The sequence below is a fragment of the Streptomyces ortus genome, from assembly GCF_026341275.1.
GTDB classification, from domain to species: Bacteria; Actinomycetota; Actinomycetes; order Streptomycetales; family Streptomycetaceae; genus Streptomyces; species Streptomyces ortus.
In genome coordinates this window covers 5,565,109-5,592,024 of the sequence record NZ_JAIFZO010000002.1, presented here as the reverse complement: position 1 = coordinate 5,592,024, position 26,916 = coordinate 5,565,109, and the positions used below count along the sequence as shown (strand labels likewise).

General features: G+C 72.8%; 21 protein-coding genes and 1 tRNA gene. 8 read left to right on the top strand and 14 right to left on the bottom strand.

Annotated elements, in window-relative coordinates:
- The first annotated feature begins 150 nt into the window (after window positions 1–150).
- The 3 genes from K3769_RS28095 (at window position 151) to K3769_RS28085 (ending at window position 7,852) form a co-directional block, all read left to right on the top strand.
- Window positions 151–3,765 carry an FtsX-like permease family protein gene (locus K3769_RS28095; RefSeq protein WP_267029057.1) on the top strand — a complete coding sequence of 1,205 codons (3,615 nt, stop codon included), beginning with the start codon at window positions 151–153 and terminating at the stop codon, window positions 3,763–3,765.
- The gene (locus K3769_RS28090) at window positions 3,758–6,697 is read left to right on the top strand and encodes an FtsX-like permease family protein (RefSeq protein ID WP_267029056.1); all 2,940 of its coding nucleotides are present in this window, start codon (window positions 3,758–3,760) and stop codon (window positions 6,695–6,697) included. The genes K3769_RS28095 and K3769_RS28090 overlap by 8 nt, the downstream gene beginning before the upstream one ends.
- A 150-nt stretch (window positions 6,698–6,847) precedes the next feature.
- A complete protein-coding gene (locus tag K3769_RS28085) occupies window positions 6,848–7,852 on the top strand; it encodes an ABC transporter ATP-binding protein (RefSeq protein ID WP_267029055.1) in 1,005 nt (334 codons plus the stop codon).
- A gap of 94 nt (window positions 7,853–7,946) precedes the next feature.
- Here K3769_RS28085 and K3769_RS28080 read toward each other — a convergent pair whose 3' ends face one another.
- From K3769_RS28080 to K3769_RS28050, 7 genes are all read right to left on the bottom strand, one after another.
- Window positions 7,947–8,684, bottom strand: coding sequence for a DUF8010 domain-containing protein (locus K3769_RS28080; RefSeq protein WP_267029054.1), 738 nt, complete (start codon window positions 8,682–8,684; stop codon window positions 7,947–7,949).
- Window positions 8,681–9,109: an acyl-CoA thioesterase gene (locus tag K3769_RS28075; RefSeq protein WP_267029053.1), complete on the bottom strand. Its 429-nt coding sequence runs from the start codon at window positions 9,107–9,109 to the stop codon at window positions 8,681–8,683. The genes K3769_RS28080 and K3769_RS28075 overlap by 4 nt, the downstream gene beginning before the upstream one ends.
- Before the next feature lie 5 nt (window positions 9,110–9,114).
- Window positions 9,115–10,779, bottom strand: coding sequence for an energy-dependent translational throttle protein EttA (gene ettA, locus K3769_RS28070; RefSeq protein WP_267029052.1), 1,665 nt, complete (start codon window positions 10,777–10,779; stop codon window positions 9,115–9,117).
- A gap of 266 nt (window positions 10,780–11,045) precedes the next feature.
- On the bottom strand, window positions 11,046–12,461 hold the full coding sequence (locus K3769_RS28065; RefSeq protein ID WP_267029051.1) for a Cys-Gln thioester bond-forming surface protein: 1,416 nt from the start codon (window positions 12,459–12,461) through the stop codon (window positions 11,046–11,048).
- Window positions 12,462–12,735: 274 nt separating this feature from the next.
- Complete coding sequence (locus K3769_RS28060) at window positions 12,736–13,305, bottom strand: single-stranded DNA-binding protein (RefSeq protein WP_267029050.1); 570 nt, start codon at window positions 13,303–13,305, stop codon at window positions 12,736–12,738.
- Window positions 13,306–13,548: 243 nt separating this feature from the next.
- Window positions 13,549–15,513 carry a YfjP family GTPase gene (locus tag K3769_RS28055; protein ID WP_267031584.1) on the bottom strand — a complete coding sequence of 655 codons (1,965 nt, stop codon included), beginning with the start codon at window positions 15,511–15,513 and terminating at the stop codon, window positions 13,549–13,551.
- A 5-nt stretch (window positions 15,514–15,518) separates the two neighbouring features.
- Window positions 15,519–17,126, bottom strand: a complete 1,608-nt coding sequence (locus tag K3769_RS28050; RefSeq protein WP_267029049.1) for a dynamin family protein — start codon at window positions 17,124–17,126, stop codon at window positions 15,519–15,521.
- Between the two features lie 311 nt (window positions 17,127–17,437).
- Between K3769_RS28050 and K3769_RS28045 the strand changes: the two genes are divergently transcribed.
- The 4 genes from K3769_RS28045 to K3769_RS28030 all read left to right on the top strand — a co-directional run bounded on the left by K3769_RS28045 (window position 17,438) and on the right by K3769_RS28030 (window position 20,341).
- A tRNA-Arg gene (locus K3769_RS28045) sits at window positions 17,438–17,510 on the top strand.
- A gap of 177 nt (window positions 17,511–17,687) precedes the next feature.
- Window positions 17,688–18,116: a VOC family protein gene (locus K3769_RS28040; protein WP_267029048.1), complete on the top strand. Its 429-nt coding sequence runs from the start codon at window positions 17,688–17,690 to the stop codon at window positions 18,114–18,116.
- Between the two features lie 75 nt (window positions 18,117–18,191).
- On the top strand, window positions 18,192–19,850 hold the full coding sequence (locus K3769_RS28035; RefSeq protein WP_267029047.1) for a serine/threonine-protein kinase: 1,659 nt from the start codon (window positions 18,192–18,194) through the stop codon (window positions 19,848–19,850).
- Window positions 19,851–20,074: 224 nt separating this feature from the next.
- Complete coding sequence (locus tag K3769_RS28030; protein WP_267029046.1) at window positions 20,075–20,341, top strand: chaplin; 267 nt, start codon at window positions 20,075–20,077, stop codon at window positions 20,339–20,341.
- Between the two features lie 122 nt (window positions 20,342–20,463).
- Here the strand turns inward: K3769_RS28030 and K3769_RS28025 are convergent, their stop codons facing one another.
- The 7 genes from K3769_RS28025 to K3769_RS27995 all read right to left on the bottom strand — a co-directional run bounded on the left by K3769_RS28025 (window position 20,464) and on the right by K3769_RS27995 (window position 25,348).
- Window positions 20,464–21,330, bottom strand: a complete 867-nt coding sequence (locus K3769_RS28025; protein ID WP_267029045.1) for a tyrosinase family protein — start codon at window positions 21,328–21,330, stop codon at window positions 20,464–20,466.
- Entirely contained in the window at window positions 21,314–21,829 is a 516-nt protein-coding gene (locus K3769_RS28020; protein WP_267029044.1) for a tyrosinase family oxidase copper chaperone, read from the bottom strand. Before K3769_RS28020 ends, K3769_RS28025 begins: the two co-directional genes overlap by 17 nt.
- A 41-nt stretch (window positions 21,830–21,870) precedes the next feature.
- Window positions 21,871–22,377, bottom strand: a complete 507-nt coding sequence (locus K3769_RS28015) for a hypothetical protein (RefSeq protein ID WP_267029043.1) — start codon at window positions 22,375–22,377, stop codon at window positions 21,871–21,873.
- 260 nt (window positions 22,378–22,637) lie between these two features.
- Window positions 22,638–23,135, bottom strand: coding sequence for a DUF5949 family protein (locus K3769_RS28010; protein ID WP_267029042.1), 498 nt, complete (start codon window positions 23,133–23,135; stop codon window positions 22,638–22,640).
- Window positions 23,136–23,456: 321 nt separating this feature from the next.
- Entirely contained in the window at window positions 23,457–23,753 is a 297-nt protein-coding gene (locus tag K3769_RS28005; RefSeq protein WP_267029041.1) for a hypothetical protein, read from the bottom strand.
- Between the two features lie 285 nt (window positions 23,754–24,038).
- Entirely contained in the window at window positions 24,039–24,854 is an 816-nt protein-coding gene (locus K3769_RS28000; protein ID WP_267029040.1) for a hypothetical protein, read from the bottom strand.
- A gap of 254 nt (window positions 24,855–25,108) precedes the next feature.
- Entirely contained in the window at window positions 25,109–25,348 is a 240-nt protein-coding gene (locus K3769_RS27995) for a chaplin (protein WP_267029039.1), read from the bottom strand.
- A 388-nt stretch (window positions 25,349–25,736) separates the two neighbouring features.
- Between K3769_RS27995 and K3769_RS27990 the strand changes: the two genes are divergently transcribed.
- Window positions 25,737–26,858: a DUF3344 domain-containing protein gene (locus K3769_RS27990; protein WP_267029038.1), complete on the top strand. Its 1,122-nt coding sequence runs from the start codon at window positions 25,737–25,739 to the stop codon at window positions 26,856–26,858.
- Window positions 26,859–26,916 lie beyond the last annotated feature (58 nt).

Genomic DNA, 26,916 nt, shown 5'->3' with positions numbered 1-26,916 from the left:
ACAAGGGCAGCCCCCGAGAGGTGTACAGAACCGGCTGACGCGCGGATTCCGGTCGCGCGTCGCCGGATTCCGGTCACGATCCGGTCAAACCCGGTCCTCAAGCGCTTACCCGGGCCCCCTCACCTCTGACAGCATGATCAGAGATCCGGGATGTCCGGCGACACGGCGGGGGGCCGGGTGACGGGGTTCGTCCTACTGCGTGTGCGAGCGCATCGTTTGCTGCTGGCCGCCGCGCTGCTCACCGTCCTGCTGACGACGGCCGTCCTCGCGACCCTCACCGCGTACTCGGGCGCGATAGGCGACGCGGCACTGCGTCACTCGCTCCTCGACACCTCGGCGGCCACGGCGGCCACGGCAGACGAGTCGACCACAGCAGGCGAGGAGGGCAAGGCGGGCGACACCGGCGAGGCCGACGCGCAGAGCGCCGCGGCCACCACGCTGGTCGTCAAGGCCGACGTCCCCGCGGCGGAGCGCGAGGCCGCCGACCGAGCCGTACGGGACGGGGCCGAGCGCACCTTCGACGGGCTGCCCGTGACGCTGCGGACGCTGACCCGGTCGGGGCCGTACGCCCTGCCGAGGTCCCTGCAGGAGCCCGCCGCCCGCTCGAAGGACCCCGATCTCACACACTTCGCGGCGCTGGACCCCTCCCAGGTGCGGACGGTCGAGGGACGCGCGCCCCGGGCCCCGGGCGACCCCGCCGACGGCCGCGAGATCGAGGTGGCCCTTCCCGAGACCGCCGCCCGCCGGCTGGCGGTCGAACCGGGCACGCGGCTGACCCTCACCGACCGCTTCGACGGCCCGAAGGTACGGGTCCTGGTGACCGGTCTCTACCGGCCCGTGCGCGTCACCTCGCCCTACTGGCAGTTGGACGACCTGCACGGACGCGGGGTCGTCAAGCTCGACTTCACGACGTACGGGCCGCTGCTGGCCGACCCGTCGGTGCTGGCGGCCACCGGGGACGGGCGGCGGGTCAGCTCCGGGCCGACCGCCTGGCAGGCGTCCGCCGACTTCTCGGCCCTGACGACCGGGCGGATCGGCGCCCTGCGGGAGGCGGCCACCACCGGGCCCCGTTCCCTGTCCAAGTCGCCCGCGCTGCACGGCACCACGGCCATCACGACATCGTTGCCCGAGGAACTGGAGCGGGTCGAGCGCTCGTTGCTGGTCTCCCGTTCGACGCTGCTGATCGTTGCGCTGCAGCTCGCCCTGCTCGCCGGTTACGCACTGTTGCTCGTGGCCCGGCTGCTGAGCGTCGAACGAGCCGGTGAGACACGGCTGTTGCGGGCGCGCGGCGCCTCACGCGGGCGGGTGGCCGTGCTCGCCGCGCTGGAGGCCTCGCTCCTCGCCCTGCCGGCCGTCGTCTGCGCGCCGCTGCTCGCCGGACCGCTGACGCGGCTGCTGGCGGGCCAGGGGGCGCTGGCACGGATCGGGCTGCGCCTGGACACCTCGGCGGCGGCCGGCGCGGTGTGGGCGACGGCCGCCGCGGTCGCGCTGGGCTGCGCGCTGGCGGTGACCGTACCCGCGCTGACCGCGCGCGAGGAGAGCGCGGAAGGCGGCCGTGCCCGCTCGCTTCCCGCGCCGGTACGGGCGGGTGCGGACGTCGGCCTGCTGGTCGTCGCGGCCGTCGCGTACTGGCAGTTGAGCCGGCAGACCTCCGGTGCCGTCACCTCCACGGGACCCGGCGGGTCGGCGGCGACGCCCACGGACACGCTCGGCATCGACCCCCTGCTGGTCGCCGCTCCCGCGCTGGCCCTGCTGGCCGGGACGGTCCTCACCCTGCGCCTCATGCCGCCGGTGGCCCGCCTCGCCGAGCGGCGCGCGGCGGGCGGCCGGGGGCTGCCGACGGCGCTCGCGGGCTGGCAGTTCAGCCGTCGCCCGATGCGTGGCGCCGGACCGGTCCTGCTGCTCGTCCTCGCCGTCGCCATGGGCATGCTCGCGATCGGCCAGGGCGCGTCGTGGAACCGCTCGCAGGACGACCAGGCGGACTTCCTGGCCGGCACGTCCGTACGGGTCCTGGCGGGCGGCGCGGACGGCTTGTCACGGGCCGGGCTCTACGCGGACCTCGACGGGGTCCGCGGGGCGGCGCCCGCGATGCGCACGTCACTTGCGCTGTCCGGCAACCGCACGGCCGCGGTGCTGGCGCTGGACACGGAGGGTGCCGGGGCGGATTCCGGCCAGGGCTCCGACGGCCGGTCGGGCAAGGGTTCCGACAGCGGCCCGGGCAACGGTTCCAGCGGCGGATCCGGGGGCGAGGCCGCCGCCGGGCTGCTGCTGCGCGGCGATCTGGCGGACAAGTCCGCCGGGCGGCTGCTGGCGGGGCTCGGTCCCGGCCGGGCGGGATCGGCGGGCGTGACCCTGCCGAAGGACAGCACGCGGCTGGAGCTGGAACTCCGCATCCGGGCGAGCGCGCAGTCCCCCGACGCGGCGGACGCGGACCCGTCGGCGTACCGCTCCAGGATGACGGCGGAGGTGACCGTGACGCTGGAGGACCGCTACGGCACCCCGTACCGCCTGTCCGCCGGTGACCTCCCCGCCGACGGGAAGGCACACCGCCTCACCGTGCAGCTGGCACAGGCCGAGCAGGCCCCGTCCGACCGCGCCGCCGAACCGCTCTCGCTGACGGGGGCGCAGCTGGACATGTCCCAGCCGACCGGCCGCGCGGAGGAACACCGGCTGTCCGTCGAGCAGTTGACGGCCACGACGTCCGACGGGACGCGGCGCCCGCTGTCGGCGCCCCCGTCCTGGCAGGTGACGTCCACGAACAACCAGACCTCCGCGGACCCCAAGGCGGGCAACACCCCGACGGGTCCGGACGTGGAGTCCGAGCGCCCGCTGACCGTGGCGTACGGAACCGGTTACATCCCGAAGGAAACCCCGTGGGAGACCTCGTCGGTGACGATCCGGCTGCTGGCGGAACGGCCCGCCGCACCCGAGGTCGAGGCCGTGGCGACCGACGACTTCCTGAAGGCCGCGGGGGCACGTGAGGGAGAACGGCTCGACGTCCCCTTCGGCGGCTCGGCCGTACCCGTACGGATCGTGGAGAGCGTGCGCGCGCTGCCGACCACGGAGGGCGCGCAGGGCACGCCGGGTTCCGATGCCGCGCAGAGTTCCGGCGGGGCCCTGCTGGTCGATCTGCGTTCCGTCAACCGGGTGCTGGAGGAGCGGTACGGGGAGAGCGTCGCGCCCACCGAGTGGTGGCTGCGCACCGAGCCCGGCGCCCAGGCGCGGGTGGCGGCCCAGTTGCGCGAACGGCCCGATGTCGAACCGTCGCAGGTCGTCGTGCGCGACGAGATCGCGGAACGGCTGCGGGACGACCCCTTCGGGGCCGGTCCGGAGGCGGCGTTCGCGGCGGCCTCCGTGGTCGCCGCCGCGCTGGCCGCGGTCGGTTTCGCGGTGAGCACGGCGGGCTCGCTGCGGGAGCGGGGCGCCGAGTTCGCGCTGCTCCGCGCGCTGGGGGCGCCCCGCCGCCAACTGGCCCGGCTGGTCGCCGCCGAGCAGGGGGTGCTGGTGGCGCTGGCCCTGGTGGTGGGGGTGGCGCTGGGGGCGGTACTGACCCGGGCGGTCATCCCGTTGATCGTGCTGACGTCCCGCGCCACCCGGCCGGTCCCGGAGGTACTGGTGGAACTGCCCCTCGCCCGCGTCGCGCTGCTGCTGGCGGGCCTGGTGGTCGCGCCGCTGATCGTGACCGGTGTGCTGGTGCTGCGGCGGGGCGACTCGGCCTCGTCGCTCCGGTCGTTGCGTTCGCTGCACGAGCAGGGGGGTGAGTGAGGTGGGCCGCCGGTGGACCTTCACGCGTCGGGGTGCCGAACCCCCCGTCGCCCCCTGGATCCGTACCCGGCTGCGCGCCGCGCCCGGTGCCGCCGTCGCCCTCGCCCTGCTGGTGCTGGCGACCGTCTGCCTCGCCGCGTCCTTCCCGCGTGCCGTCGACCGTTACGAGGACGCGGGTCTGCGCCGGGCGGTCTCCGACGCCACCGCCCTCAGGACCTCCGTGCAGATGTCGGCCCCGCCGCCCTCCCTCGGCGCCTCGCAGGCGGAACGCGAGTCGGTCCTGCGCCCCGCCTCGGTGCGCGAGCGCTACCAGCGCATCCTGAAGGTGATCGAGCACCCGCTGGTCGCCGACCCCGACCAGTCCGCGTACGGCGTGCGCACCACGAAATCCCTCGAAGCACCGGAGAAGTGGCTGCCGCGGCCGACCGGACTGCCCGCGCAGATGACCCTCGTCGCGCAGAACGGCCTCGCCGACCACGCCCGGCTGCGCGAGGGCCGTCTCCCGCGCGCCGACGGCACGGTGACCGCCGCGACGCCCGAACTGGAGGCCGCGGTCACCACGGAGACGGCCCGTCGCCTCCACATCAAGGTCGGCGCGGTGGTCCACGTCCCCGCCGTCGAACGCGCCCCGCTCGCCGTACGCGTCACCGGCATCGTCGCCCCGCGCGACCGGGAGGGCGCCTACTGGGCGACCCAGCCCGTCCTGCGCACCCCGTCCCTCGTGCGCCTTCCCACCCAGGGCGCCGAACCGAGCATCTACTGGCTCGGCGCGCTCCTCCTGGCCCCGGACGCCGCTCCGGCGCTGCTCGGCACCCCCGGCGCCCCCGCCCGCTACTGGCAGCTCGCTCCGGCCCCCGCCGCCCTGACCGCGAGCGAACTGCCCCGGCTGGCGAGCGCGATCGCCGCGCTGGAGTCCGGGCCCGGTCTGCTGAAGGTGCGCGCGCTCACGGATCCGGAGGCGGACGCGAGCACCGACCTCGACGACGTGCTCGCCTCGTACGCCGGCCTCCGCTCCGGCATCCGCCCCCTGGTCGCCGTCGCCGCCTTCGGCAGCGCCTCGGTCGCGGCCGTCGTCCTGCTCATGGCGGGAGGCCTCGCCGCCGACCGCCGCCGCGGCGAACTCGCCCTGCTCCGAGCCCGGGGCGTCTCCCTGCGCGGCCTGACGGCCCGGCTGTTCGCCGAGACGGCGGTGGTCGCGGTACCGGCCGCCGCGCTCGGTATCGCGGGCGCCCTGTTCGCCGTCCCGTACGGCCGCCTGTCGTACGCCGTCTGGACCGCCGCCGCGGTCGCGCTCGTCGCCTGCGCCATGCTGCCCGTGCGCGCCTGGCTCACCCACCGTGCCGTACGCGTCCACGGCGCCCGCGAGGACCTCGCGTCCGTACGCCCCTCGCGCCGCCGTACGGTCGCCGAACTCACCCTGCTGGTCCTGGCGTCGGCGGCGGTGTTCGCGCTGCGGAGCCGGGGTACGTCGGGCGGTTCCGCCGGGACGGCCGGTGCCGGCGACGCGGCGGACCTGGACGCCGCCGGTTCCGGCTCCGGTGACCAACTCGTCGCGCTGGCCCCGGTCCTGATCGGGGTGATCGCCGCGCTTCTGCTGGTGCGGCTCTATCCGCTGCCCCTGCGCTGGCTGGCCCGACCCGCCGGCCGGCTGCGCGGTGCGGTCGGGCATCTCTCGCTGGCCCGCGCGGGCCGCACCTCCGTCTCCACGGTGCTGCCCCTGCTCGCCCTTCTGACGGCCCTCACCACGGCCGCGTTCGGCGGGTCCGTCCTGGCGGGTGTCGCGGACGCGCGGGACCGGGCGGCCCTGCTGAGCCTCGGAGCCGACGCCCGCGTCGAGGTGATGGGCGCGCTGCCCGCCGGCCTCCCGGCGCAGCTCCACTCGGCGCCCGGTGTACGCGAGGTCACCCCCCTGAGCATCGGTTACCAGGCCAGGCCCGGAACCGGCGCGGAGACGGTGCCCCTGGTGGGCGTGGAGCCCGAGGGATACGCCCGGCTGGCCGGGAGCACACACCTCGGGGCGTTCTCGGCGGGCGAGTTGAAGGCACCGGCGTCCGCGACGGGAGCCGCGAAGGGCCCGGAGAGTGCGAAGAGCGGCGCGTCGAGCAGCCCGTCGAACGACGCGTCACACGAGGCGTCGAACGACGCATCGAACGACGCATCGAAGGGTGCGCCACTGCCCGCCCTCGCCTCCCCCGCCGTCGCCGCGCGGTTCGGCACGCAGCCCTTCCCGGTCCGCCTGGAGGACGGCAGTGACATCACCGTCCGTATCGCCGTGGTGCGCGAGCTGACCCCGGCCGTGTCGGGCGCCGAGTTCCTCGTCGTGGACCGCGCCGGCCTCGGCGCCGCCCCCGCCCGTCCGACGGCCCTCCTGCTGACCGGGGACGGGATGGACGCGGGTGCCCTGCACAAGGCGGCCGGCAGCGCCGCGGACGTACGCCTGCGGGCCGACGAACGCGCGCGCTACGTCGACTCCCCCCTCCAGTCCGGCGCCGAGCACGTCTACGCGGTGGCGGTCGCCGCCGGCTCCGGATACGCCGTCCTCGCGCTGCTGCTCGCCCTCGTACGCGCCGCCCCCGAACGCACGGCCCTGCTGGCCCGGCTGCGCACCATGGGCCTCACCCGGAGCCAGGGCCGCCGGCTGCTCGTACTGGAAGCGCTGCCGCAGGCCCTGCTCGCCGCGGTGGGCGGGGCCCTGACGGGCTGGGCGGCGGTACGCCTCCTGGCGCCCGGTGTCGACCTGACCGCCGTGGCCCTGGCCACCCCGGGCGGCAGCCCGCCTCCCGGCACCGCCGCACTGCACACCGACCCGGCCTCCCTGCTGCTGCCCGCGCTCGCCGTCCTCCTCGTCGCCACGGGTATCGCCGCGGCCCAGGCGTGGTGGACCGGGCGGCGCGGCTCGGTCAGGGAACTACGAGCGGGGGACGCCCGGTGATCCCGCCCGCAGCCGTGCGAAGCTGCCCGGTACCCCCTTCCCGGTACCCCCTTCCCGTTGCCACGCGAAGCCGCCCGGCGGGGACCACGACACGACCACGCCCACGACCGTCAGGAGCCACCGGATGACGACCACGAGCGGAGACGCCCGATGACGACCACCGACTCCGTCGGTCCCGCCGGTTCCCCCGGTCCGACTGGTCCGGCCGGTCCCTCCTTCGCCGACCTCGCCCAGCGTGCCGCCGACCGCCGCGACCGTCCCGCCTACGGCCATGACGCCCTGATCACCTGTGACCGGCTGGTCCGGATCTTCTCCACGGACGGGGTGGAGGTGCAGGCTCTCCAGGGCCTCGATCTCCTGGTGCGGGAGGGCGAGTTGATGGCGCTGGTCGGCGCGTCCGGCAGCGGCAAGTCGACCCTGATGAACATCCTGGCCGGTCTGGACACGCCCACCGCGGGCGCCGCCCGGGTCGCGGGGCACGACCTGCTGACCATGGGGGCGAAGGACCGGCTCAGCTACCGGCGCGAGACCGTCGGATTCGTCTGGCAGCAGACCGCCCGCAATCTCCTGCCCTATCTGACGGCCGCCCAGAACGTCGCCCTGCCGATGCAGCTCGGCGTCACCCGCAAGGGCCGCCGCGCGCAGGCGGAACGCGCACTGGAGCTGCTGGAGTTGCTGGAGGTCGCGGAGTGCCGGGGCCGGCGCCCGTTCCAGATGTCCGGCGGTCAGCAGCAGCGCGTCGCCATCGCCGTGGCGCTGGCCAACGACCCCGCCGTCCTCCTCGCCGACGAACCCACCGGTGAACTCGACTCGCACACCGCCGAGCAGATCTTCGCCGCGTTCCGCACCGCGAACGAGCGGCTCGGCACGACCATCGTGATCGTCACGCACGACCAGGCGGTCGCCAGCGAGGTGCGCCGGACGGTCGCCATCCGGGACGGCCGTACTTCCACGGAGGTCCTGCGCCGCACCGAGGTGGACGCCACCACCGGCCACGAGACGGTCGTCGCCCGCGAGTACGCGATGCTCGACCGGGCCGGTCGGCTCCAGCTGCCCGCCGAGTACACCGAGGCCCTCGGTATGCGCGACCGCGTCGCCCTGGAACTCGAACCGGACCACATCGGCGTATGGCCGGACGACAGCGAACACCGCTGACCCGCTCGCGACAGGGACGCTGAAAGGCCGGGGCAATGAGCGGGGGCGATAGGCAGCGGGGAATGAGCCGGTGGGCAACGAGCGGCCGGAACGCTCAGCGAACGCTGACGTCCAGCGCCCCGAGCCCCGCCTTGCGCACGGCGATCGTCCCGTACGGCGTCCGCAGCCTGAGCCACGCACCCGAGGAGAGCAGCCGCAACGCGGCCTCGTCCGATGTCGATGTCGATGCGGATGCTGACGCCGATGCGCCGGGCGAGGCGGCGGAAGTGGTGCGCGCGGGCCTGAGGAACCCCAGTGACTGAGCCGCGTGTGCGGCCCGTACCGGGAGTTCGGTGTCCCCGACCGGCCGGGACCAGATCTCCCGCCCGATCCCGTCGAGCGCGGCCCGCGTACGCCCCTCGGGCGCCAACGCGTCGGTTCGCGACCGGAATTCGGCGACCACCGCGGCCACCGCCGTGCGCACCGCGTCGAGCGCGGGAAGCCCCGGCTCCGGCCGCCAGCCGCCGCGCGGCGGCAGCACTCCGGCCCACGGCGGCCCGGTGACGGCGGCGGGCACGATCGCCGTGGCCGCCGCCTCGTCGAGGGACTCCAGGAGTTCACCGGCCGAGACCGTCACGTCGAGGGTGAGGTCGAGACCGTCCTCGTACGGCTTGGCGAGCCGTGCCGTACGGATCGCGAGCACCTCGAACGACGGCGGCCGGCCGAACACCGCGAGCGTCGTCCCCGACGCCTGCAGCCGCACCGCGGCGGCCCGGTCGTAGTGGATCAGCCGGGCCAGGAAGGCGGCGAGATCCGCCGCCTCCCCCTCGTCGGCGAGGTGCAGGGCCGTCATGCGGCGACGGCCCCCGAGGAACCGGTCCCGGCGCCCTCGTCGTCCGCGTACTCCTGAAGGAACTCGCGCTCCTCCGCGGTGATGCGGCGCGGCCTCTGCGCCTCGAAGTCGAACGGCACTATCACCGTCTGGGCCCGCACGTACACCTGGTCCGGGTCCTTGACCTCGTAGGAGATGGTGAACGAGGCCGCTCTGATCTGCGTGACCCACAGCTCGATGTCCACCGGGGTGTGCCGGTGCACCAACTGCTGCTTGTAGTCGATCTCATGGCGTGCCACCACGGACCCCTGCTGGAAATCCTTGTCCGGGCGGAACAGGAAGTCGATACGCGCCTCCTCCAGGTAGCGGAGGAAGACCACGTTGTTGATGTGGCCGTACGCGTCCATGTCCGCCCAGCGCAGCGGGCAGCGGTAGATGTGCCGCAAGGAGATCAGCCCCGGGTCAGCTTCTTGTAGGTGGCGCGGTGCGGGCGCGCGGCGTCGGCGCCGAGCCGCTCGACCTTGTTCTTCTCGTACGACTCGAAGTTGCCCTCGAACCAGTACCACTTCGACTCGCCCTCGTACGCGAGGATGTGCGTCGCGACCCGGTCCAGGAACCAGCGGTCGTGGGAGATGACCACGGCCGCACCGGGGAACTCCAGCAGCGCGTTCTCCAGCGACGACAGTGTCTCCACGTCGAGGTCGTTGGTGGGCTCGTCGAGGAGCAGCAGGTTGCCGCCCTCCTTGAGGGTCAGCGCCAGGTTCAGGCGGTTGCGCTCACCACCGGAGAGGACACCGGCCGGCTTCTGCTGGTCCGGGCCCTTGAAGCCGAACGCGGAGACGTACGCCCGCGAAGGCATCTCGACCTGGCCGACGTTGATGTAGTCGAGCTCGTCGGAGACGACGGCCCACAGCGTCTTCTTGGGGTCGATGTTGGCGCGGCTCTGGTCGACGTAGCTGATCTTGACGGTGTCGCCGACCTTGATCGCGCCGGCGTCCGGGGTCTCCAGGCCCTGGATCATCTTGAACAGCGTGGTCTTGCCGGCGCCGTTCGGGCCGATGACGCCGACGATGCCGTTGCGCGGCAGCGTGAAGCTCAAGTCATCGATCAGAACCTTGTCACCGAAGGCCTTGGACAGGTTCTGGACCTCGACGACGATGGAGCCCAGACGCGGGCCCGGCGGGATCTGGATCTCCTCGAAGTCCAGCTTCCGCATCTTGTCGGCCTCGGCCGCCATCTCCTCGTAACGGGCGAGGCGGGCCTTGGACTTGGTCTGCCGGCCCTTGGCGTTGGACCGCACCCACTCCAACTCTTCCTTGAGCCGCTTGGCGCGCTTCTCGTCCTTGCGGCCCTCGACCTTGAGGCGGGTGGCCTTCTTCTCCAGGTACGTGGAGTAGTTGCCCTCGTAGGGCAGGGCGCGACCGCGGTCGAGTTCGAGGATCCACTCGGCGACGTTGTTCAGGAAGTACCGGTCGTGCGTGACGGCGACGACGGCGCCCGCGTACTTCGAGAGGTGCTGCTCCAGCCAGTTCACCGACTCGGCGTCCAGGTGGTTGGTGGGCTCGTCGAGGAGCAGCAGGTCGGGCGCCTCGATGAGGAGCTTGCAGAGCGCGACGCGGCGCTTCTCACCACCGGAGAGGGTGGTGACGGGCCAGTCGCCGGGCGGGCAGCCCAGCGCGTCCATGGCCTGCTCCAGCTGGGCGTCGAGGTCCCAGGCGTTCGAGTGGTCGAGGTCGTCCTGGAGCTTGCCCATCTCCTCCATGAGCGCGTCCGAGTAGTCGGTCGCCATCAGCTCGGCGACCTCGTTGAAGCGGCTGAGCTTGCCCATGAGCTCGGCTGCGCCGTCCTGGACGTTCTCCAGGACCGTCTTGCTCTCGTCCAGCTGCGGCTCCTGCATGAGGATGCCGACGCTGTAACCGGGCGACAGGAACGCGTCACCGTTGGACGGCTGCTCAAGGCCCGCCATGATCTTCAGCACGGTCGACTTACCGGCACCGTTCGGCCCGACGACGCCGATCTTCGCCCCCGGCAGGAAGTTCAGGGTGACGTCATCAAGAATCACCTTGTCGCCGTGCGCTTTGCGCGTCTTGCGCATGGTGTAAATGAACTCAGCCAAGAGAAACCGTCCGGACGCTTGAAATCGGCAGTGGGCAGATACACCCCATCTTGCCGTACCGCCACCCCTCGGGGGAAACGCGTATGGCGTAGGGCTGTGAGCTGGGAGTCGGTGGTTGGCCCCGCATGGTCGGCGGCACAATGAGTGCGCACCTGATGACTCGCTGTTCACTTTTCAAGGTGCGGTTTCCCGGTCCGGGGGTCGCGTTCATCCCGCTCGCACGGCTTGAGCCACGCGCCCGGGGTTCGGCCCCCCGCTCCGGGCATTCAGTCCTGCGCGGGCGTCTTCTTCTTGCGGATGAAGAGGATCGCGGCGCCGCCGACGAGGACCAGGCCTATCGCGATTCCGGCTATCAGCGGGGTGGCGCTCGACGCGCCGGTCTCGGCGAGGTCGGTGGTCGTGGCGGAGGTGCCGCCGACCGTGGCGGGGCTCGGCTCGTTCAGCGTCTGGACCCTCTTCTCGGCGGCGGCAGCGCTCTGCGTCTTGCAGTCGAGTACACCCTGGAACCGCTTCTCGTAGCCCCCCGGCCCCTCGACCGTGAAGTCGTACGCCTGGCCCTCCCCCAGCGGAACCGTCACGGTCTGTGACGAGCCCGCCTCGACAGTGTGCTCGGTGCCCATCAGCTCGAAGGTGAACGCCTCGTCGCCCTCGTTCACCGCGGTGACGTCGAGGCCGACCTCGGCGCAGTTCTTCTCGGCCGACAGCGCGGGTATCGCTCCGGTGACGGCCCAGTTCGCCGTCGCCGCCGCGGAGACCGTCGACTCGCTGGAACCGGCCAGGATCTGGGTCTGGCTCCTGGTCTCCGAGGCGAAGGCCCGACCGACGGGCACGGTGGTCGAGGCCTGCACCGTCAGCGCGGCCGAACCGTCCGCGGCGTCATCGGCCACGTCGAAGAACAGCTCGCTGCCGTCGGTCGCCGACGTGATCTCCTTGCCGTCCCGGCCGACGACCTTCACTCCGCTCGTGACGTCGGCGAGCGGCGTCACCGTCACGGCGGACGCGTTGGTGCGCACGGTGACCGGGCCGAGCAGTTCGCCCGGGCGGCCGGAGACCGCGGGCGGGTCCAGCTGCAGGGACGCCGCGGGCTCCGCCAGGTCACGTGCGCTGCGCTGCAGGTAGTCGGCGAGCTTCTCCGCCTGAGGGTCCACGGCGTCCACGTCGGCGCCGTCCGAGTACCGCCAGATCGCCACCTGCGTGCCGACCGCCGCGTCCTGCTGGGTGAGGCCCTTCGCGCCGGCCTTCGCGGCCAGCGCGGCGAGGTCGTTGACCTGCGGGTAGGAGTTCTGCAGGATCCAGCGGATCCGGCCCGCGTCGGGGTTCCCGTTCAGTGACGTGCCGCTCCAGGGGGTCTCCTGGTACTTGGCGTCCTTCTGGGTCGGGCTGTAGATGTCGACACAGTAGGTCTGCAGGGTGCCGCCGTTGTCCACGGACATCTCGAAGAGCCCGGCGGAGACCTGCTTGTCCCCGCCCTCCTCGTGGATGACCGCGGGCCCGGACGTTTTCAGGCCGCCTATCGTGGCCGTCGCACCGCCCTGGCTCAAGGGGACTTCGTCCGCGACAGCCGCACCGGCGGTGGTCACGGCGCTCACAGCGACGAGGCCGGACACGAGGGCCACCGCAGCCAGGCGGGCGGCGGCGGCACCTCGCCCGTGCACGGACGGCGCAGAGAACGAAGAAAGCACAGAATTCCCTTTCGAGCGGGACCCGTTGAACTGGAGGGTTACGGTCCCACCAGCGGAATCAGCAGCCCCGAGAGCTATGCCCGGCATCCTAAGGACGGGGCGCACCTCCCTCCCCGGTCATGTCATCCGATCAGTGATCCGAATCGGAATCGTTATCGCCAGGGCCGGTTACGGGCCGCGCTTGTCGACAAATCCACTGGGACCGTTCGTCACGCACGCACCGATAAGCCGCACTTCGGTCAGTCCGGGGTTTCAGCACGCACCGTCACCACGGTCACACCGCGAAAGCCGGTTCCTGCCGCCGCGAAGCCGCCTCGGCCCCATCGGCCGCCCCGGCCGCCCCGGCGGCCTCGTCGGTCGTCTCGGCCCCATCGGCCTGATCCGTCCGACCGGCCGGCTCCGTCTCCCAGCTCGGCTCCGGATGGGCCGGCCCGCCCGGCGACCGGCCGGACACCTGATCCGCCGCCTGATCCGCCGCCTGGTCGCCCTTGAGAGTCCTGCGGAACGCCGCGGTACCGCGCGCCAGATCGTGCCCGATCGCCGAGGCCTCGATGTCCGCGCCCGTCCACGACTGCCCGTCGCGCTGCTCGGAGCGCACCTTCAGGCGGCCTCGCACCATCAGCGGTTCCCCGAGCGACACGGACGCCTGCACATTCGCCGCCAGCGCCCGGTTGGCCCACACCGTGAAGAAGTTGGTGTGCCCGTCCCGCCACGCGTTCTTCTCGCGGTCCCAGAACCGCTGCGTGACCGCCAGCCGGAACCTCGCCGACGGCCCTGCCGCCGTCTCCCGGAACACGGGCTGTGTCGCCACGTTCCCCACCACGCACACCGTCGTCTCGTTCATCGCGGAAGCCCTCCCTGCCCACGCGCACGGGCTCGTCCCGTGCGGCTGCGTCCGTCTCTCCCGGCGGACTCGACGTCCCCATCACGTCGTGTCCGCCGGGATCTCAGACTGCCTCCGCCGGCCCGAACCCGCTGAGCCCTGTGGGCCGCCCCCCGGTTGTGGACAACTCGGCCACCCGAACGAGAGCCTCCCCCCTCTTCTGTCCCGGCCCCTCTCCTGTCCCGGCCCCTCTCCCTCCGCACCTCACCCCGCCGACACCGTGACTCCCGAAACCCGCAGGAACTGCTCCCGCACCTCCCGGTACCGCAGCAACTCAGCCGCCACCGGATCGAGGACCCGGGCCCGGCCGCATCCCGACGCCGCCTCCCGCAGTCTCCGTTCCGCCTCGGCCCCGTACCGCCGTGCGGGCCCGTTCGCCGCGAGTCCGCAGGCCCACTCGACCGCCGGGCCGCCCACGATGCCGATGACCATCAGCAGCACGGGCACCCCCAGGTTCGGCGACATGATGCCGATGACCTGGGCCAACAGCCACAGGCCGCCCACGACCTGAAGAATCGTCATGGCCGCCTGCGCGAGTACCGCGGCCGGCCACCAGCCCGGCCGCGGCGGCCGACCGACCGGCGTCCCGGCCCGTACCGCCAGTTCGTCCAGGGCCTCGCACAGACCCTGCGACCCCCGTACGGCCGCCTCACGGACCGCCTGCGCCCAGGGCACGGGCAGTCCGTCGGTCGCCTGTTCGGCCACCGTGCGCACCGCCTGCTCGACGCGCTGCCGGGCCGTGGCCTCCTCGTCGTCGTACGTCCGTACGGCCAGTCGTCCCGTCGCGGGCTCGCGCCGGTCCTGGTACCAGCGCCACAGCCGCAGCCAGGGCGTGCCGCACGCGCGGTTGGCGTTGCGGCGCCACGCGCGCTCGGCGGCCTCGCCCGCCGCCGTGGCGCCGACCGCGTCGGCGAGCCGGTCGGCGAACTCGTCGCGTGCCTCCTCGCTGAGCCCGGCCTGGCGCCGGTTGGCGTAGACGGGCCACAGGCGCGCCGCGGTGGCGTCCACGTCGGCCGCGATCCGGCGGGCCGCCGCGCCCCGCTCCGCCACGAAGTGACCGAGCACCTCGCGCAGTTCCGCGATGCCGTCCCCGGAGAGCGCGGACAGCGCGAGCACGGTCGCGCCCGGCTCGCCGTACTCGCCGAGCGCGATCCCGTCCTCGTCGAGCAGCCGCCGCAGGTCGTCGAGGACCTGGTCGGCGGCTTCCCCGGGCAGCCGGTCGACCTGGTTGAGGACCACGAAGGTGACCTCCGCGTGGCCCGCCATGGGCCGCAGATACCGCTCATGGAGGACCGCGTCGGCGTACTTCTCCGGGTCGACGACCCAGATGACGGCGTCCACCAGCGCGAGGATCCGGTCCACGTGCTCCCGGTGCTGGACGGCCGCCGAGTCGTGGTCGGGCAGGTCCACCAGGACGAGCCCGCGCAACTGCGCCTCGGCCTCGGCACTCTGCAGCGGCCGTCGGCGCAACCGGCCCGGAATGCCGAGCCGGTCGATGAGTCCGGCCGCGCCGTCGCTCCAGCTGCACGCGATGGGGGCGGCGGTGGTCGGCCTGCGCACCCCGGTCTCCGAGATGGCCACTCCGGCGAGCGCGTTGAAGAGCTGCGACTTGCCGCTTCCGGTGGCTCCCGCGATGGCGACGACGGTGTGCTGCCCGGAGAGCCTGCGCCGCGCCGCGGCCTCGTCCAGGACCTGCCCCGCCTCGGCGAGGGTCCGGCTGTCGAGCCGCGTCCTGGAGAGCCCCACCAGTTCGCGCAGCGCGTCCAGACGGGATCGCAGCGGCCCGTCGTACGCGAGGGGAGGCACCGCGGGCGGCCTGTGGTCCACGACGGTCTCCGGTACGGGCCTGCTGTGCCCCTCGGCCGTGGCGGACACGCGCCGCGCGATCAGCCCGTCGTCCCAGCCGCCCACCGCGTCAGCGGAGTCGGCGGCGCCCCCGGGTCCGGAGTCCACGGCATCCGCGCCTCCGGAACCGGAACCGGGGTCGACGCCATCGCGGGAGTCGGAGCCCGTTCCAGCGGCCCCGCGCCCGGACCTCCCCTTCTCCTTGCGCCCGTCTTCCCTGTCGTGCCTCTCCTTGCGCACGATTTCCCTGTCGGGGCCCTTCTTGCGGGCGTCGTCGTCCCCCGGCTGGTCCGCGTGATCCGTGTGGTCCGTGACGGCGGTCACCGCGGTCACCTCTCCTTCTGCAGTACCGACAGCGCGGCGATGAGTTCGGCCTGGGGTTCCGGATGTACGTCGAGTGCGTCGAGCGGGGCGAGCCGCCGCTCCCGTTCGTCGTGAAGTGCCTTGTCCAGGTATTCGGTGAGCAGCCGGCCGGCCTTGTCCCGCAGGCGCAGCGCCCCGTGCGCACCGATCCGCTCGGCGAGCCCCTCCCCCGCGGAACGCGCCCGCCGGCCGCCCAGGAGCGCGGTGGCCACCAGCGCGGCCACCACCTCGGGATCCGGCGCGACGCTCTTCTCCAGGGCGCGTACCTCGTCCTCGGCGTACTCCTCCAGGACGCGGCGCCAGCGCCGGACCGCCATCCCGATGCGGTGCTCGGCGCTCTCCAGCGTCGGATCGCGGTCCGTCAGCCCCGGGGCGCCCGCGGCGGGTTCGCGCCGCCACGCCTCGTCGACGCGCTCGTCGGCCGCCGTGACGGCGCACAGCAGCAGTGCGGCCAGGCTCTCGACGAGCGAGTCCAGCAGTTCACCTGCGCTGGAGTCCAGCGGGTAGCTGCGCCAGCGTTTGAGCGCGCCCCCGGCGAGGACGGCCCCGGCCTGCAGCCGGCCCCGCAGCCGGGTGTACTCACTGTCGTACGCCCCCTCGACGGCCGCGGTGAGCCGCAGCGCGGCGGCGTACTGGGCCGCGGCGGCGGAGGCCAGCTCGGGCATCCGCGACTTGAGCGAGTCGAGCGCCCCGTACGCGGTACGTGCCATCACCCGGTGCCGGGTGCCCGGGTCCTGGGCCTGCTGGGCCAGCCAGGCGCGCAGAGGTGCCACGGCGGTGGCCGGAAGCAGCCCCCCGCCCCAGGCCGACTCGGGCAGCTCGGGCACGGTGAAGCGGGGCACCTCGCCCAGTCCCGCCTTGGCGAGGAGCGCGCCGAACTGCCGCGAGACCTCGGACACCACCTGGTGGGGTACCCGGTCGAGCACGGTGACGAGCGTCGCGTCATGGTCCTTCGCGGTACGCAGCAGATGCCACGGCACCGCGTCGGCGTACCGTGCCGCCGTGGTGACCATCACCCAGATGTCCGCCGCGCACATGAGTTCGGCGGCGAGCACCCGGTTTCCGGCCACCAGGGAGTCGATGTCGGGCGCGTCGAGGAGGGCGATCCCCCGGGGGAGGGTGTCGGCGGTCTCGATGCGCAGGACACGCAGATCCTCCTCGCCGGGCAGCAGGGGATCGTCGTCGACGTCCTGTTGCGGCATCCACACGCGCGTGAGGTCGGGCAGTACGCGCATCCCGCTGAACCAGTGATGGTCCTCGGGATGGCACACGAGCACCGGGGTACGCGTCGTGGGACGGAGCACCCCGGCCTCGCTGACCCGCCGCCCCACAAGGGAGTTGACCAGCGTCGACTTGCCCGCCCCGGTCGATCCTCCGATCACGGCGAGCAGGGGCGCTTCAGGTTCTCTCAACCGGGGCACGAGATAGTCGTCGAGTTGCGCGAGCAGTTCGTCGCGGTTCGCACGCGCGCGTGGAGCCCCCGCCAGGGGCAGCGGGAAGCGTGCGGCGGCGACACGGTCGCGCAGGGCGGAGAGTGCGTCGAGCAGCTGGGGCCGTACGTCCAAGGTCACCACATGCGAAGAATGCCCAATTTTGCAGGCTTTCTAAAGCATATGGGCATGTCTGCGCGCCGATTGGACACACGGGGCCTAAGGGACGACTGGGGCGCAGGCATAACGAGTGCACAACACCCGGGGCGTCAGACGCCAAAAGCGATGCACGATTCGTACCTGCCTGCGATTATCAGGACCGCTTCACTGAACCTCCACATCGAGCCACGGAGGTGAAGCGCGAAGCACAGGGACCCAGGAGCTCTATCCTTGTCCCCGGCAAGGTCACAGCCCCGCCCATACCCGGGCACCAGCACCACAGGCCACCACACCCGGCCCCCGTAGCTCAGTGGATAGAGCAGGCGCCTTCTAAGCGCTTGGCCGCAGGTTCGAGTCCTGCCGGGGGCGCAAACAGCCTCTACGGGCAGCCCTTCCCGGGGCTGCACCGCGTCGTGGCAGAGGCATCTCGCGGCTTGATCCCGACGGCCGCCGACACTCCCTCCCGGCGGTCGTGCCCGCCGGCCCTCCCTCCGCGCCAAGAGCACGCTGGTGACATCGCGCGGCACGCGCCCCTACGGTGGCCGGATGACGTCGGTCAAGAAGTTCCAGGTCACCTTCGACTGCGCGGAACCCGAGCGCCTCGCCCGCTTCTGGTGCGAGGTGCTCGGGTACGTCGTACCGCCGCCGCCCGGGGCGTTCGCCACGTGGGACGACTACAAGCTCTCGCAGCCGGCCGAGGAGCGGGACTCCTGGTTCGCCTGCGTCGATCCCTCCGGGGTGGGCCCGCGTCTCTACTTCCAGCGCGTCCCCGAGGGGAAGGCCGCCAAGAACCGGCTGCATCTCGACGTGCGGGTCGGCACCGGACTCGTGGGTGCGGAGCGCCTCGCCGCGCTGGAGGCCGAACGCGCGCGACTGGTCCCGCTCGGCGCGGTGCACGTGCGGACGCTGTACGACGGTACGGAAGCGTGCATACCGATGCAGGACATCGAGGGCAACGAGTTCTGTATCGACTGAGGACCACTCCCCGCCTGCGCCTTCCACCCACGCTCCCCGTCGGCCCCGCCCGCCGGCCGCACTAATCTGTCCGCCATGAACGCACCGGGGGACATGGTCGACAGTCGGTTCGAGCTGGTCGAACGGCTGGGCAGCGGGGGCATGGGGACGGTGTGGCGGGCGCGGGACAACGTGCTGCACCGGCAGGTCGCCCTCAAGGCCGTACGGCATGACGCGGCGGCCTCCGAAGCCGTCCGCGAGCGGGTCCTGCGCGAGGCACGGGCGCTGGCCCGGGTCAGCCACCCGAACGTGGTGATGATCCATCACATCGTGCACGACGACCCGCACCCCTGGCTCGTGATGGAACTGGTCGAAGGCGTCTCGCTCCAGGAGCGGCTCGCCGACGGCCCGTTGTCGCCCACGGAGGCCGCCCGGCTTGGCCGCCAGGTACTCGGCGCCCTGCGCGCCGCCGACGCGGCCGGGGTCCAGCACCGGGACGTCAAACCCGCCAACATCCTGCTGCGCACCGACGGCTCAGCGGTCCTCACCGACTTCGGCATCGCGGCACTGCAGGGCTCCACCGCGCTGACGGCGACCGGCGAACTCATCGGCTCACCCGAGTACATCGCCCCCGAGCGGATCCGCGGCAACAACGACGACCCCGCGTCCGACCTCTGGTCCCTCGGGCTCGTCCTGTACGTGTGCGTCGAGGGCGTCAGCCCGCTGCGCCGCGGGACGACCCTGGCCACCCTGGCCGCCGTGCTCGACGAAACCCTGCCCCCGCCGGTGCGCTCCGGCCCGCTGACACCCGTACTCCAGACCCTGCTCGTACGGGATCCGGCGGCCCGCCCCGACGCGGCACGGCTGGACGCGATGCTGGCGCGGGCCGAGTCGGGTACGACGCCGGACTGGGCGCCGCCGACGACACCCGCCCGGCTGCCGCCCGGCCCCACGACGACCCCGACCCACGTCCTGGGCGGCGCCCGGTCCGCACACACCGACCGCAACGGTCCCAGCGGCCTCGGCGGTCCCAGCAGCCTCAACGGCCCGACACCCGCCGAAGCGCCCGTGGAAGCGTCCACCGCAGCGCCCGTGGAAGCGCCCGCCGGCACGTCCGCCGAAGCGCTCACCGAAGCGTCAGTGGCCGCACCGGGTGAAGAGCCCACCCGCGTCGGGGACCACCCCCCGCCCGGACGCGAAGGGCGTACCGCGCTCGTCGCCACCGTCGCCGTCGTCGTGGTCGCGCTCGTGACGGCCGCGACCGCTCTCGTGCTCACCCTGGGCGACCGGGGCGGCGACGGCGACGGCAAGAAGGACCGCGCCCAGGGCGGCGGCAACCCGGCCGCCACATCACCCTCGCCGAGCCGCACGCCCACTCCGAAGTCCTCGGCAGAGCCCTCCGCCGCCGGCTCCTCACCCGCCTCCGGAGGACGGTGGATCGCCCAGCTCTTCTCCGAACCCGTCGGCTCCGGCACGGCCGCCCGCGACCGGCGGCTCGCCGCCGTCCGGAAGTCCGTCCCCGAGGCCGTCTACCTCCGCAGCGACGACTACGCGTCCCTGCGCCCCGGCTACTGGGTCGTCTACGCGCCGGGCCCCTTCACCGACGGCCGCGACGCCCTGGCCTTCTGCGAGGAACGCGGCCGAGCCACGCCGACCGACTGTGTGGGCCGGTACGCGAGCACGAGCGCGGACGACTACAAGCTCCAGTGCCGCCCCCCGGCCGCCTACCCGACGGGCCTCTGCACACGCACATGAACCACCTCGGCCCGTGAACCACCCCGGCCCATGAACCGCACGCACGCGTCACGCACGCGTGGACCCCGTCAAACCAAGCAGTTCATATGACCTATGGCCCGATATGACACATCTTGGTGAATGATGTCACGTTCAGCGCCGTTACCCGCTGTCAGTCCTGGCGTTGAAGGTGCAGTGCGGTCGCGTTCGTGCGCCCGCGCTCACCGATTCGAAGGAGAAACGTGATGTCTCGCATCGCGAAGGCAGCCGGCGTCGTTCTCGGCACGGGCGCCGTTGTGCTCAGTGGTGCCGGTCTGGCCATGGCGGACGCGGACGCCGCGGGCTCGGCCGTCGGCTCGCCGGGCGTGGCGTCGGGCAACGTCGTCCAGGTCCCGATCCACATCCCGGTCAACCTCTGCGGCAACACCGTGAACGTCATCGCCCTGCTGAACCCGGCGTTCGGCAACCAGTGCGCCAACATCGACGACACCCACGAGGGTTACGGCCGCTGAGTCGCCGCACCACCGACGCGAAGGCCCCCGGCGGTATCCACCGCCGGGGGCCTCCTCGTAATCCACGCACCCCACGCACCCCACGCGCCCCGGGCGCCGCGCCGCCGCCCGCGCGGGCACCTCTACACGTACCGGTAGATCCGGCTGTGGTCCTCCAGCTGGTCCGGCGTCACACCCCACGGCGGCATCTCCTCGTGCCGCGCGACGATCCGCCCGTACGCCCGCTCCCCCAGTTCCGGCGGTGACGCCGGCAGATACCGCGCGCCCTGATGCCGCTTCTGCCAGCGCGTCCAGAGCAGGTCCACGAAGGAGTGGTGCAGCCAGAAGACGGGGTCGTTGACGGAGCCCCCGCCCAGCATGTGCCCGCCGACCCACCGGTGGACGCGGTTGTGGTTGCGCCAGGCGTCGTTGCCCCGGCCGGTCCCCCACCCCTCCAGCTTGTTGCGGAAGCCGCGGCCGGAGGTGGAGTCCCAGGGGGCCGTGTCGTACACCGGGTCGTCGAGGGCCGTGGCCAGCTCCCCCGCGGTGGGCAGGGACAGCGGATCGCGGGGTCTGCCGAAGTCACGCGTGAGGTAGTCGCCGTCGGTCATCGACTCCTTGACGACCCATTTCTTGTGCCGCCGCGCGAACGGGCCGGTCGTCACCTGGTGGTCGGACCGGCGCCCGTTGCCCCCGAGAAGGTCCTCGCCCCACAGCGAGGCGGCGGGCGTGCGGTCCTTCGTCCAGTCCCAGTACGGCACCGAGACCCCGGAGTCCACCCTGCGCAGCGCCCGCTCCAGGTCCAGCAGGAACCGCCGGTGCCAGGGCAGGAAGGAGGGGGTCATATGGGCCGCGCGCAGCCCGTCGTCACCGTCCGACACGTAGTGGTCGATGTGCATACGGACGAATTCGTCGTACTCGCCGGTGCGTTTGATCTCCAGGAACGCGCCGACGAGCCTGCTCTTCTCCGAACGCGTCAGCGCGTTCACGTTCTTACGCGTGTACACCATGCCCGTGCCCCTCCCCCCGGTCTTCCCCCTGGCCCTCCCCCATGTCGGCCGCGCGCAGCCGCAGGGTGCCGCCCAGTTCGTCCACGGCGGCGCGGGCGGCGGCCAGCGGTGTCGGGTACGCCCGGTAGTGGTCGATCATGGTCAGAAAGCCGCCGTCGGCCCGCCGCATGAGGTGCAGCGGCCGGTCGTCCACCGTGACCCGCCAGAGCCCACCGGGAGCCGTACGCGCGCCCCCGGCCATACGTGCGTGGCCCGCCGCCCCGTCCTTGCGTCCGCGGATCCGGCGTCCGCCGTACATCTCGTCGAACCCGGCGACGAACCGCGCCTCAAAGTCGGCCAGTTCGCGCGACGGCCCATTGACGGGGCCATCCGGCGCGTCCTGCTCCCCGCGCGTCGGTCTCGACGCCCCGACGAATGGCGCCACGGCGACCGCCACGGCCGCGGCGAACACCCCTCTCAGGACGTCACGCCGCCTGCCGTTCCCCACTCTCACCCGCATTTCCCGCCCCCTTGAATACGTCCTGTCCGCGCTGCCGGTGCCTACAGGCCCGGAGCCAGGCCCAGGGTCGCCCCCGGTGCCGCCTGCAGGACCGGCGTCAGGAGCGCCACCTGGGGCAGCTTCGCGGCCGGCAGGCCGAGCATGTCCGCACGCGGCGCGGTCAGCGGGGCGTCCAGCGAGGCGCCGGGCGTCAGTGCGCGCAGCTCGGAGGCGGGCGTGCTGGCGGCGAGGTGGTCGAAGGTGTCCCCGAGCACGCGCGGCAGCGGCGTACGCAGGTCGAGCGAGGGCAGGTCGCTGGTGACCGGCAGTTGCGGGAGGGCCCGCTCGGGCAGCAGCCGGCCCTCGACGTACCGCGGCCCGTCGGGGCTGCCAGGCGTGATCAGCGGCACGGTGCCGCTGATCCTGGGCATCTCCATGTTCAGGGAGTGCTCCACACCTTCCAGGGGCACGGCGACCGGAACCCCGTCGGCCGCGACGGCGGGCGTCGCGACGGCGGCCGCCACACAGGTGACGACGGCGGCAAGAGTTCCTCGGGTGGTCGACTTCATCTCAGGCACGGGCCTTTCGGGATTCGTGAGGGTGCGTCCGAAACGGGTAACGACCCGGCGCACGGGATCCGGTCAAAATTCCCCCGGTCGGTGCAATTTTCAGCTCGTCCATAAGTCCCAAAGTCCCAAAGTCCCACCGCAGCGCCGACGCGAGCCTCCCGGGCCCAGGCGGCCCGGCGGCCCCGGCGGCCCAGGCGACCCCGGCAACCCCCGCAGCCCCGGGTGGCGTGAGGGGCGCGGTAGGGCGGCGGTACGTGGGGTCAGGCGCGCAGGCTGCGTGCCGGGACGAGGGCGTGTGCCGCCCTGTTCAGTGTCTCCTCGTCACCGGCGAAGGCGGCCAGCGCCGCCGGCTCGACGGGCTTGCCCGGCTCGGCCTCGGGCCACGGGCGGGTGGTGAACAGGAAGTAGGCGTACCCGCGTTCGCCGACCGCGGCGAGCCATTCCGGCGGTACGGGGCACTGGGCGTTGAGCTGGGTCATGCTGACGACGGCCTGACCCGACTCGACCAGGAGGCGGACCGGGAAGCTCGGCTGCCGGGTGGCGTCGACGACCTCGTCGCCGAGGGGCAGTCCGTTGGCCTTGAGCAGCTGCTCGACGGCGGTCGCGGAGCCCTCGGGGCCGTTCGCGCCGTCGCCGAGGGAGTAGGCGAGGAGATAGGGCATGTCGCCGTCGGGCTGTTCGCCGCTCCACGCCATGACGACGAGGGTGCCGAGGTCCGCGGCGGGGAAAGGGCGCGTTTCGCTGGAGGTTGAGGTCACCGCGGAACCGTATCGACGTGTCGGAATGCGTCCGCTCCCTTTCTCACCCGCCCGGGGGATTCCCTTGAAGGTCTCCACACGAACGAGGGACGGGGTCGAACGGACGGGAAGAGGGAAACCGCCCGGACCGGACGCGGAAAAGAAACAGCCCGAGCACGGAAAATGGCCGCCCGGGCCTTGACCGTGATGCTCGGGTGGCCGGGGACCGACGCGAAGGGCCGGTCCGCGCTGATGCGCAACCGGCCCGGCGTCACTTCCGTACGACCCCCGCGTCACTCCCGGTCCGTACGGGCTCGCGAGTCGTTCGCGTACGGGCCCGCGTCACTTCTGGAGGGGCAGCCCGCCCAGGAGGTCGGTGGGTCCGCCCGCCGAGTTCAGGGCGTCCGTCACGTCGTTGAGGGTGCTGAGCGCGGAGTCCTGGTTCTCCGTGTCGAGCGCCCTCGACTGCGACTGCAGGGGCATGGCGTCCACCGGCTGCGTGGTGAGCTGGGTGAGCGCCGAGTTGAGGCCGCCGTTGAGGCTGCTGGGGGGAGTGAGGTCGGCGGCAAAGGCGGGCGCGGCCACACCAGCGATGGCCATGGACCCTGCTACGACAGCGGCGGCCTTCAGGGACTTCATCGTGTTCCTTTCATCGGTGACTCGCGTCACCCGAGGGAATTCTCAGTGTTCAGGCACCGTGCATGCCTGCTCTCGCACTGCTTCCTGCCCAACGACACCTCGTCTGGACGGAAACCCCGAACGCGGAAAATTCCTGGAACCCACCCGATTGAAGCTGTGTTTCATCACCCAATGGGATCCCTCATATGAGAACCCGGAAATATTGTGCAAACGGGGTGGGAGACAGCCGTCGGGCCGGCCCGGGTGGCGGGCCGGCCCGACGGCCGGGACGGTGGCTGCTTCGCCTCAGCCGCCGGTCCCCGGCTGTGCGGGCACGTTCGAGGGCAGCTTGGGCAGGCCCGGCAGGTTCGGTGCGGGCAGGCCGCCGCCCACCGCCACCGCGGCGACGAAGTTGACCAGGCCGGTCACGGTCTGCTTCGCGGCCGTCCCCAGAGCGGTGGCGTCTCCGGCGGTGGCGGCCTCGACCAGGGAGTCGACCGAGCTCTGCAGGGCCTTGAGCGCGTCGGCCCTGAGGTCGGGCGCGGCCACGCGGCCGGCCGCACCCGGCGCGGGGAGCGCGGGGGCACCGGGAAGCGCCGGCAGGATCGCCGGCGGTGCGGCCGGAAGCTCGGGATCGACCGGGCTCTGCGGAACGGCGGGGCTCTGCGGAACGGCCGGCGTGTTCGCCTCCGTCGGCGTCTTCACCTCCGTCGGCGTCTGCGGCACGGTGGGCGTCTGCGGCACGGCCGGTGTCTGCGCCGGCGGGGTCTGCGGAGCGGCCGGGGCCGACGCGGTGGCCTTGGCGACGGCCTCCTTCACCGCGTCGCCGAGCTTCGTGGCATCGGCGGTCGGCAGCTTCCCGCCGTCGGCCTTGAGCGCCGCGGTGAGCAGGTCGGTGACCGGCTTCAGCACTCCGGCGACCTCGCCCAGAGCGGTGGCCTGAGCCAGCAGGGCGTCCGCCTCGGGCACCGGCGCCCGGAGCGCCGTGCCGGGGGCCGTCGCGGCACGGGCGTCCTGTGCCGGGCCGTGGTCGGCGGCCACGGCGGCGGGTCCGGCGATCCCCAGCAGGAACGTGGCGCAGAGTGCGGAGGTCGCGATACGCCGCGCGGGCAGAGCACGCATGGAGGGTCCTTTCGATGGTGCGTCGGGGTCCTGTGCCCACCGTGGAATCGGTGACCGCCGCCTGCAACCGATCGCACGCGCACCACGGCGGTCCGTGCCCACGGTCCGTACCTACCGCCGTGGCCGTTGTCCCTGATGAGCCGCCATGCCCGGCCCCGCCGACAGCACTTGCCGCCCCTCCCTCCATTCGGGGCAAACGCGGATCGGCCGTCCTCCCCGGGGGAGGACGGCCGATCAGGAGCCGGACTTCGACGTCAGTCGTTGGCGCACACGTTGCCGAACGCCGGGTTCAGCAGCCCGATGACGTCCACGGTGTTGCCGCACAGGTTGATCGGCACGTGGACGGGGACCTGCACCAGGTTGCCCGACAGGACACCCGGGGAGTTGGTGGCGGCGCCGTGCGCGTCACTGTCGGCGGCGGCGATGCCGGCGGTGCCCGCCATGGCGGCGGCGGCAACGGAGGTAAAGACCAGGCCCTTCGCGATACGCGACATGGAGAGGTGCTCCTTGGGATTGAAACAACAACCGGGCGGGATGCCCGGCTCTGGAATCAACGCGCGGCACGGGCGCGGGTTGTGCCTCCAAAAGAGTGACGCTCCGAGCCGTTACCAGAAGCGAGCCCGGGGGTTATTCCAGGGCATGCACACGATTCCGACACACTTGACAGGTTTCACCGTTAAATACGGATAGCGGCTACAGTTGCGTTCCTCCTCAGATCAGCACAGACCATCCCAGAGCGCCTCACATCGCTCAAAACAGACGGGGAGTCATGTCGGCACCCGTGTGATGTCCGCGTCCCGCCCGCCGATGTCCCCGTCTCGTCCGCCCGCAAGGGCCAGAACCTCCGCCGCCGAGACTCCCCCCGAAAGGGCAACGCCGGTCATGCGCAATTCCCTGGGTCTTCTGCTGCGCCGTGGGATGGTGGGTGCTTTTTCCCTCGCCTCGCTGTGGGTGCCGGGCGGACCGGCGGCGGCCGTCCCCGACCCGCCGGACACCACGCTCGCGCCGCCCGCCGCCGAGGCGGAGAGCCTGACCTTCGCCCAGCGGTACCGCGCGCTCGCGCACGGAGGGATCGTCCGGGCCGCCAACGCGTCGATCACCTGCCGTACGCCCCTCGCACCGACCGCGGTGTCGTGCCCCGCCGCCCGCGCGGGCGCACCGGTCGCCAACGACGGCTTCGACATGTTCTACACGGACATCGACAAGGACCCGAACACCTACAACTCCAGCAGCGCCGAGGTCCGTCTGCCGTCGGGCGCCCGCGTCTCGTACGCGCGGCTGTACTGGGGCGGCAATCTGCGGGTCGGCGAGCAGAAGCCGCCCAAGGACAACGGACGGGTGCTGATCGCCGAGCCCGGCGGCCGGTATCAGGAGGTGCTCGCGGACACCCTCGTCGGGCATCGGGTGGCGCACGGGGCCGACGCCTTCCAGGCCTCGGCGGACGTCACGCGGCTGGTGCGGTCGAGCGGCGCGGGCGCGTACACCGTGGCGCAGGTGAATGTGGCGATGGGGCACTCGGCGGCCGGCGCGTGGGGCGGCTGGACGCTGATGGTGGCGTACGAGAAGGAGTCGGAGCCGCTGCGGCATCTGGCGATCTGGGACGGCTTCGGCCCGCTGGGACCGGACGACGAACAGGCGATCCGGGTGGACGACCTGCCGTTCCCGGAGGGGGCCGCGGGCCGCGTGGGGCTGGTCGCCTACAACGGCGACCGCGGGCGGACCGGCGACTCGCTCACCGTGTCGGACGGCTGGGGCGAGGCGGTCCCTCTCGGCGACAGCGCCAATCCCCGGGACGACGTACTGAATTCGACGATCGGCGAGTCCGGCGGGACGGCTTCCCGGCGGACGCCCGCGTATCCGAACACGCTGGGGTACGACTCCGACGTCCTCGATCTCCGCGAGGGTCTGCGGCGCGGCGGGGACCGACTGGACTTCCGGCTGCGGTCGCGGCGGGACACGGCCTGGGCCGGCGCGCTGTTCGTCGCCGTCGACGCGAAGCGCTGATGCCCTTCCCCTCTTCTTCTTCCGGCCCCGCCCGAGTTCCCTCCGCGCTCCCTCCGAG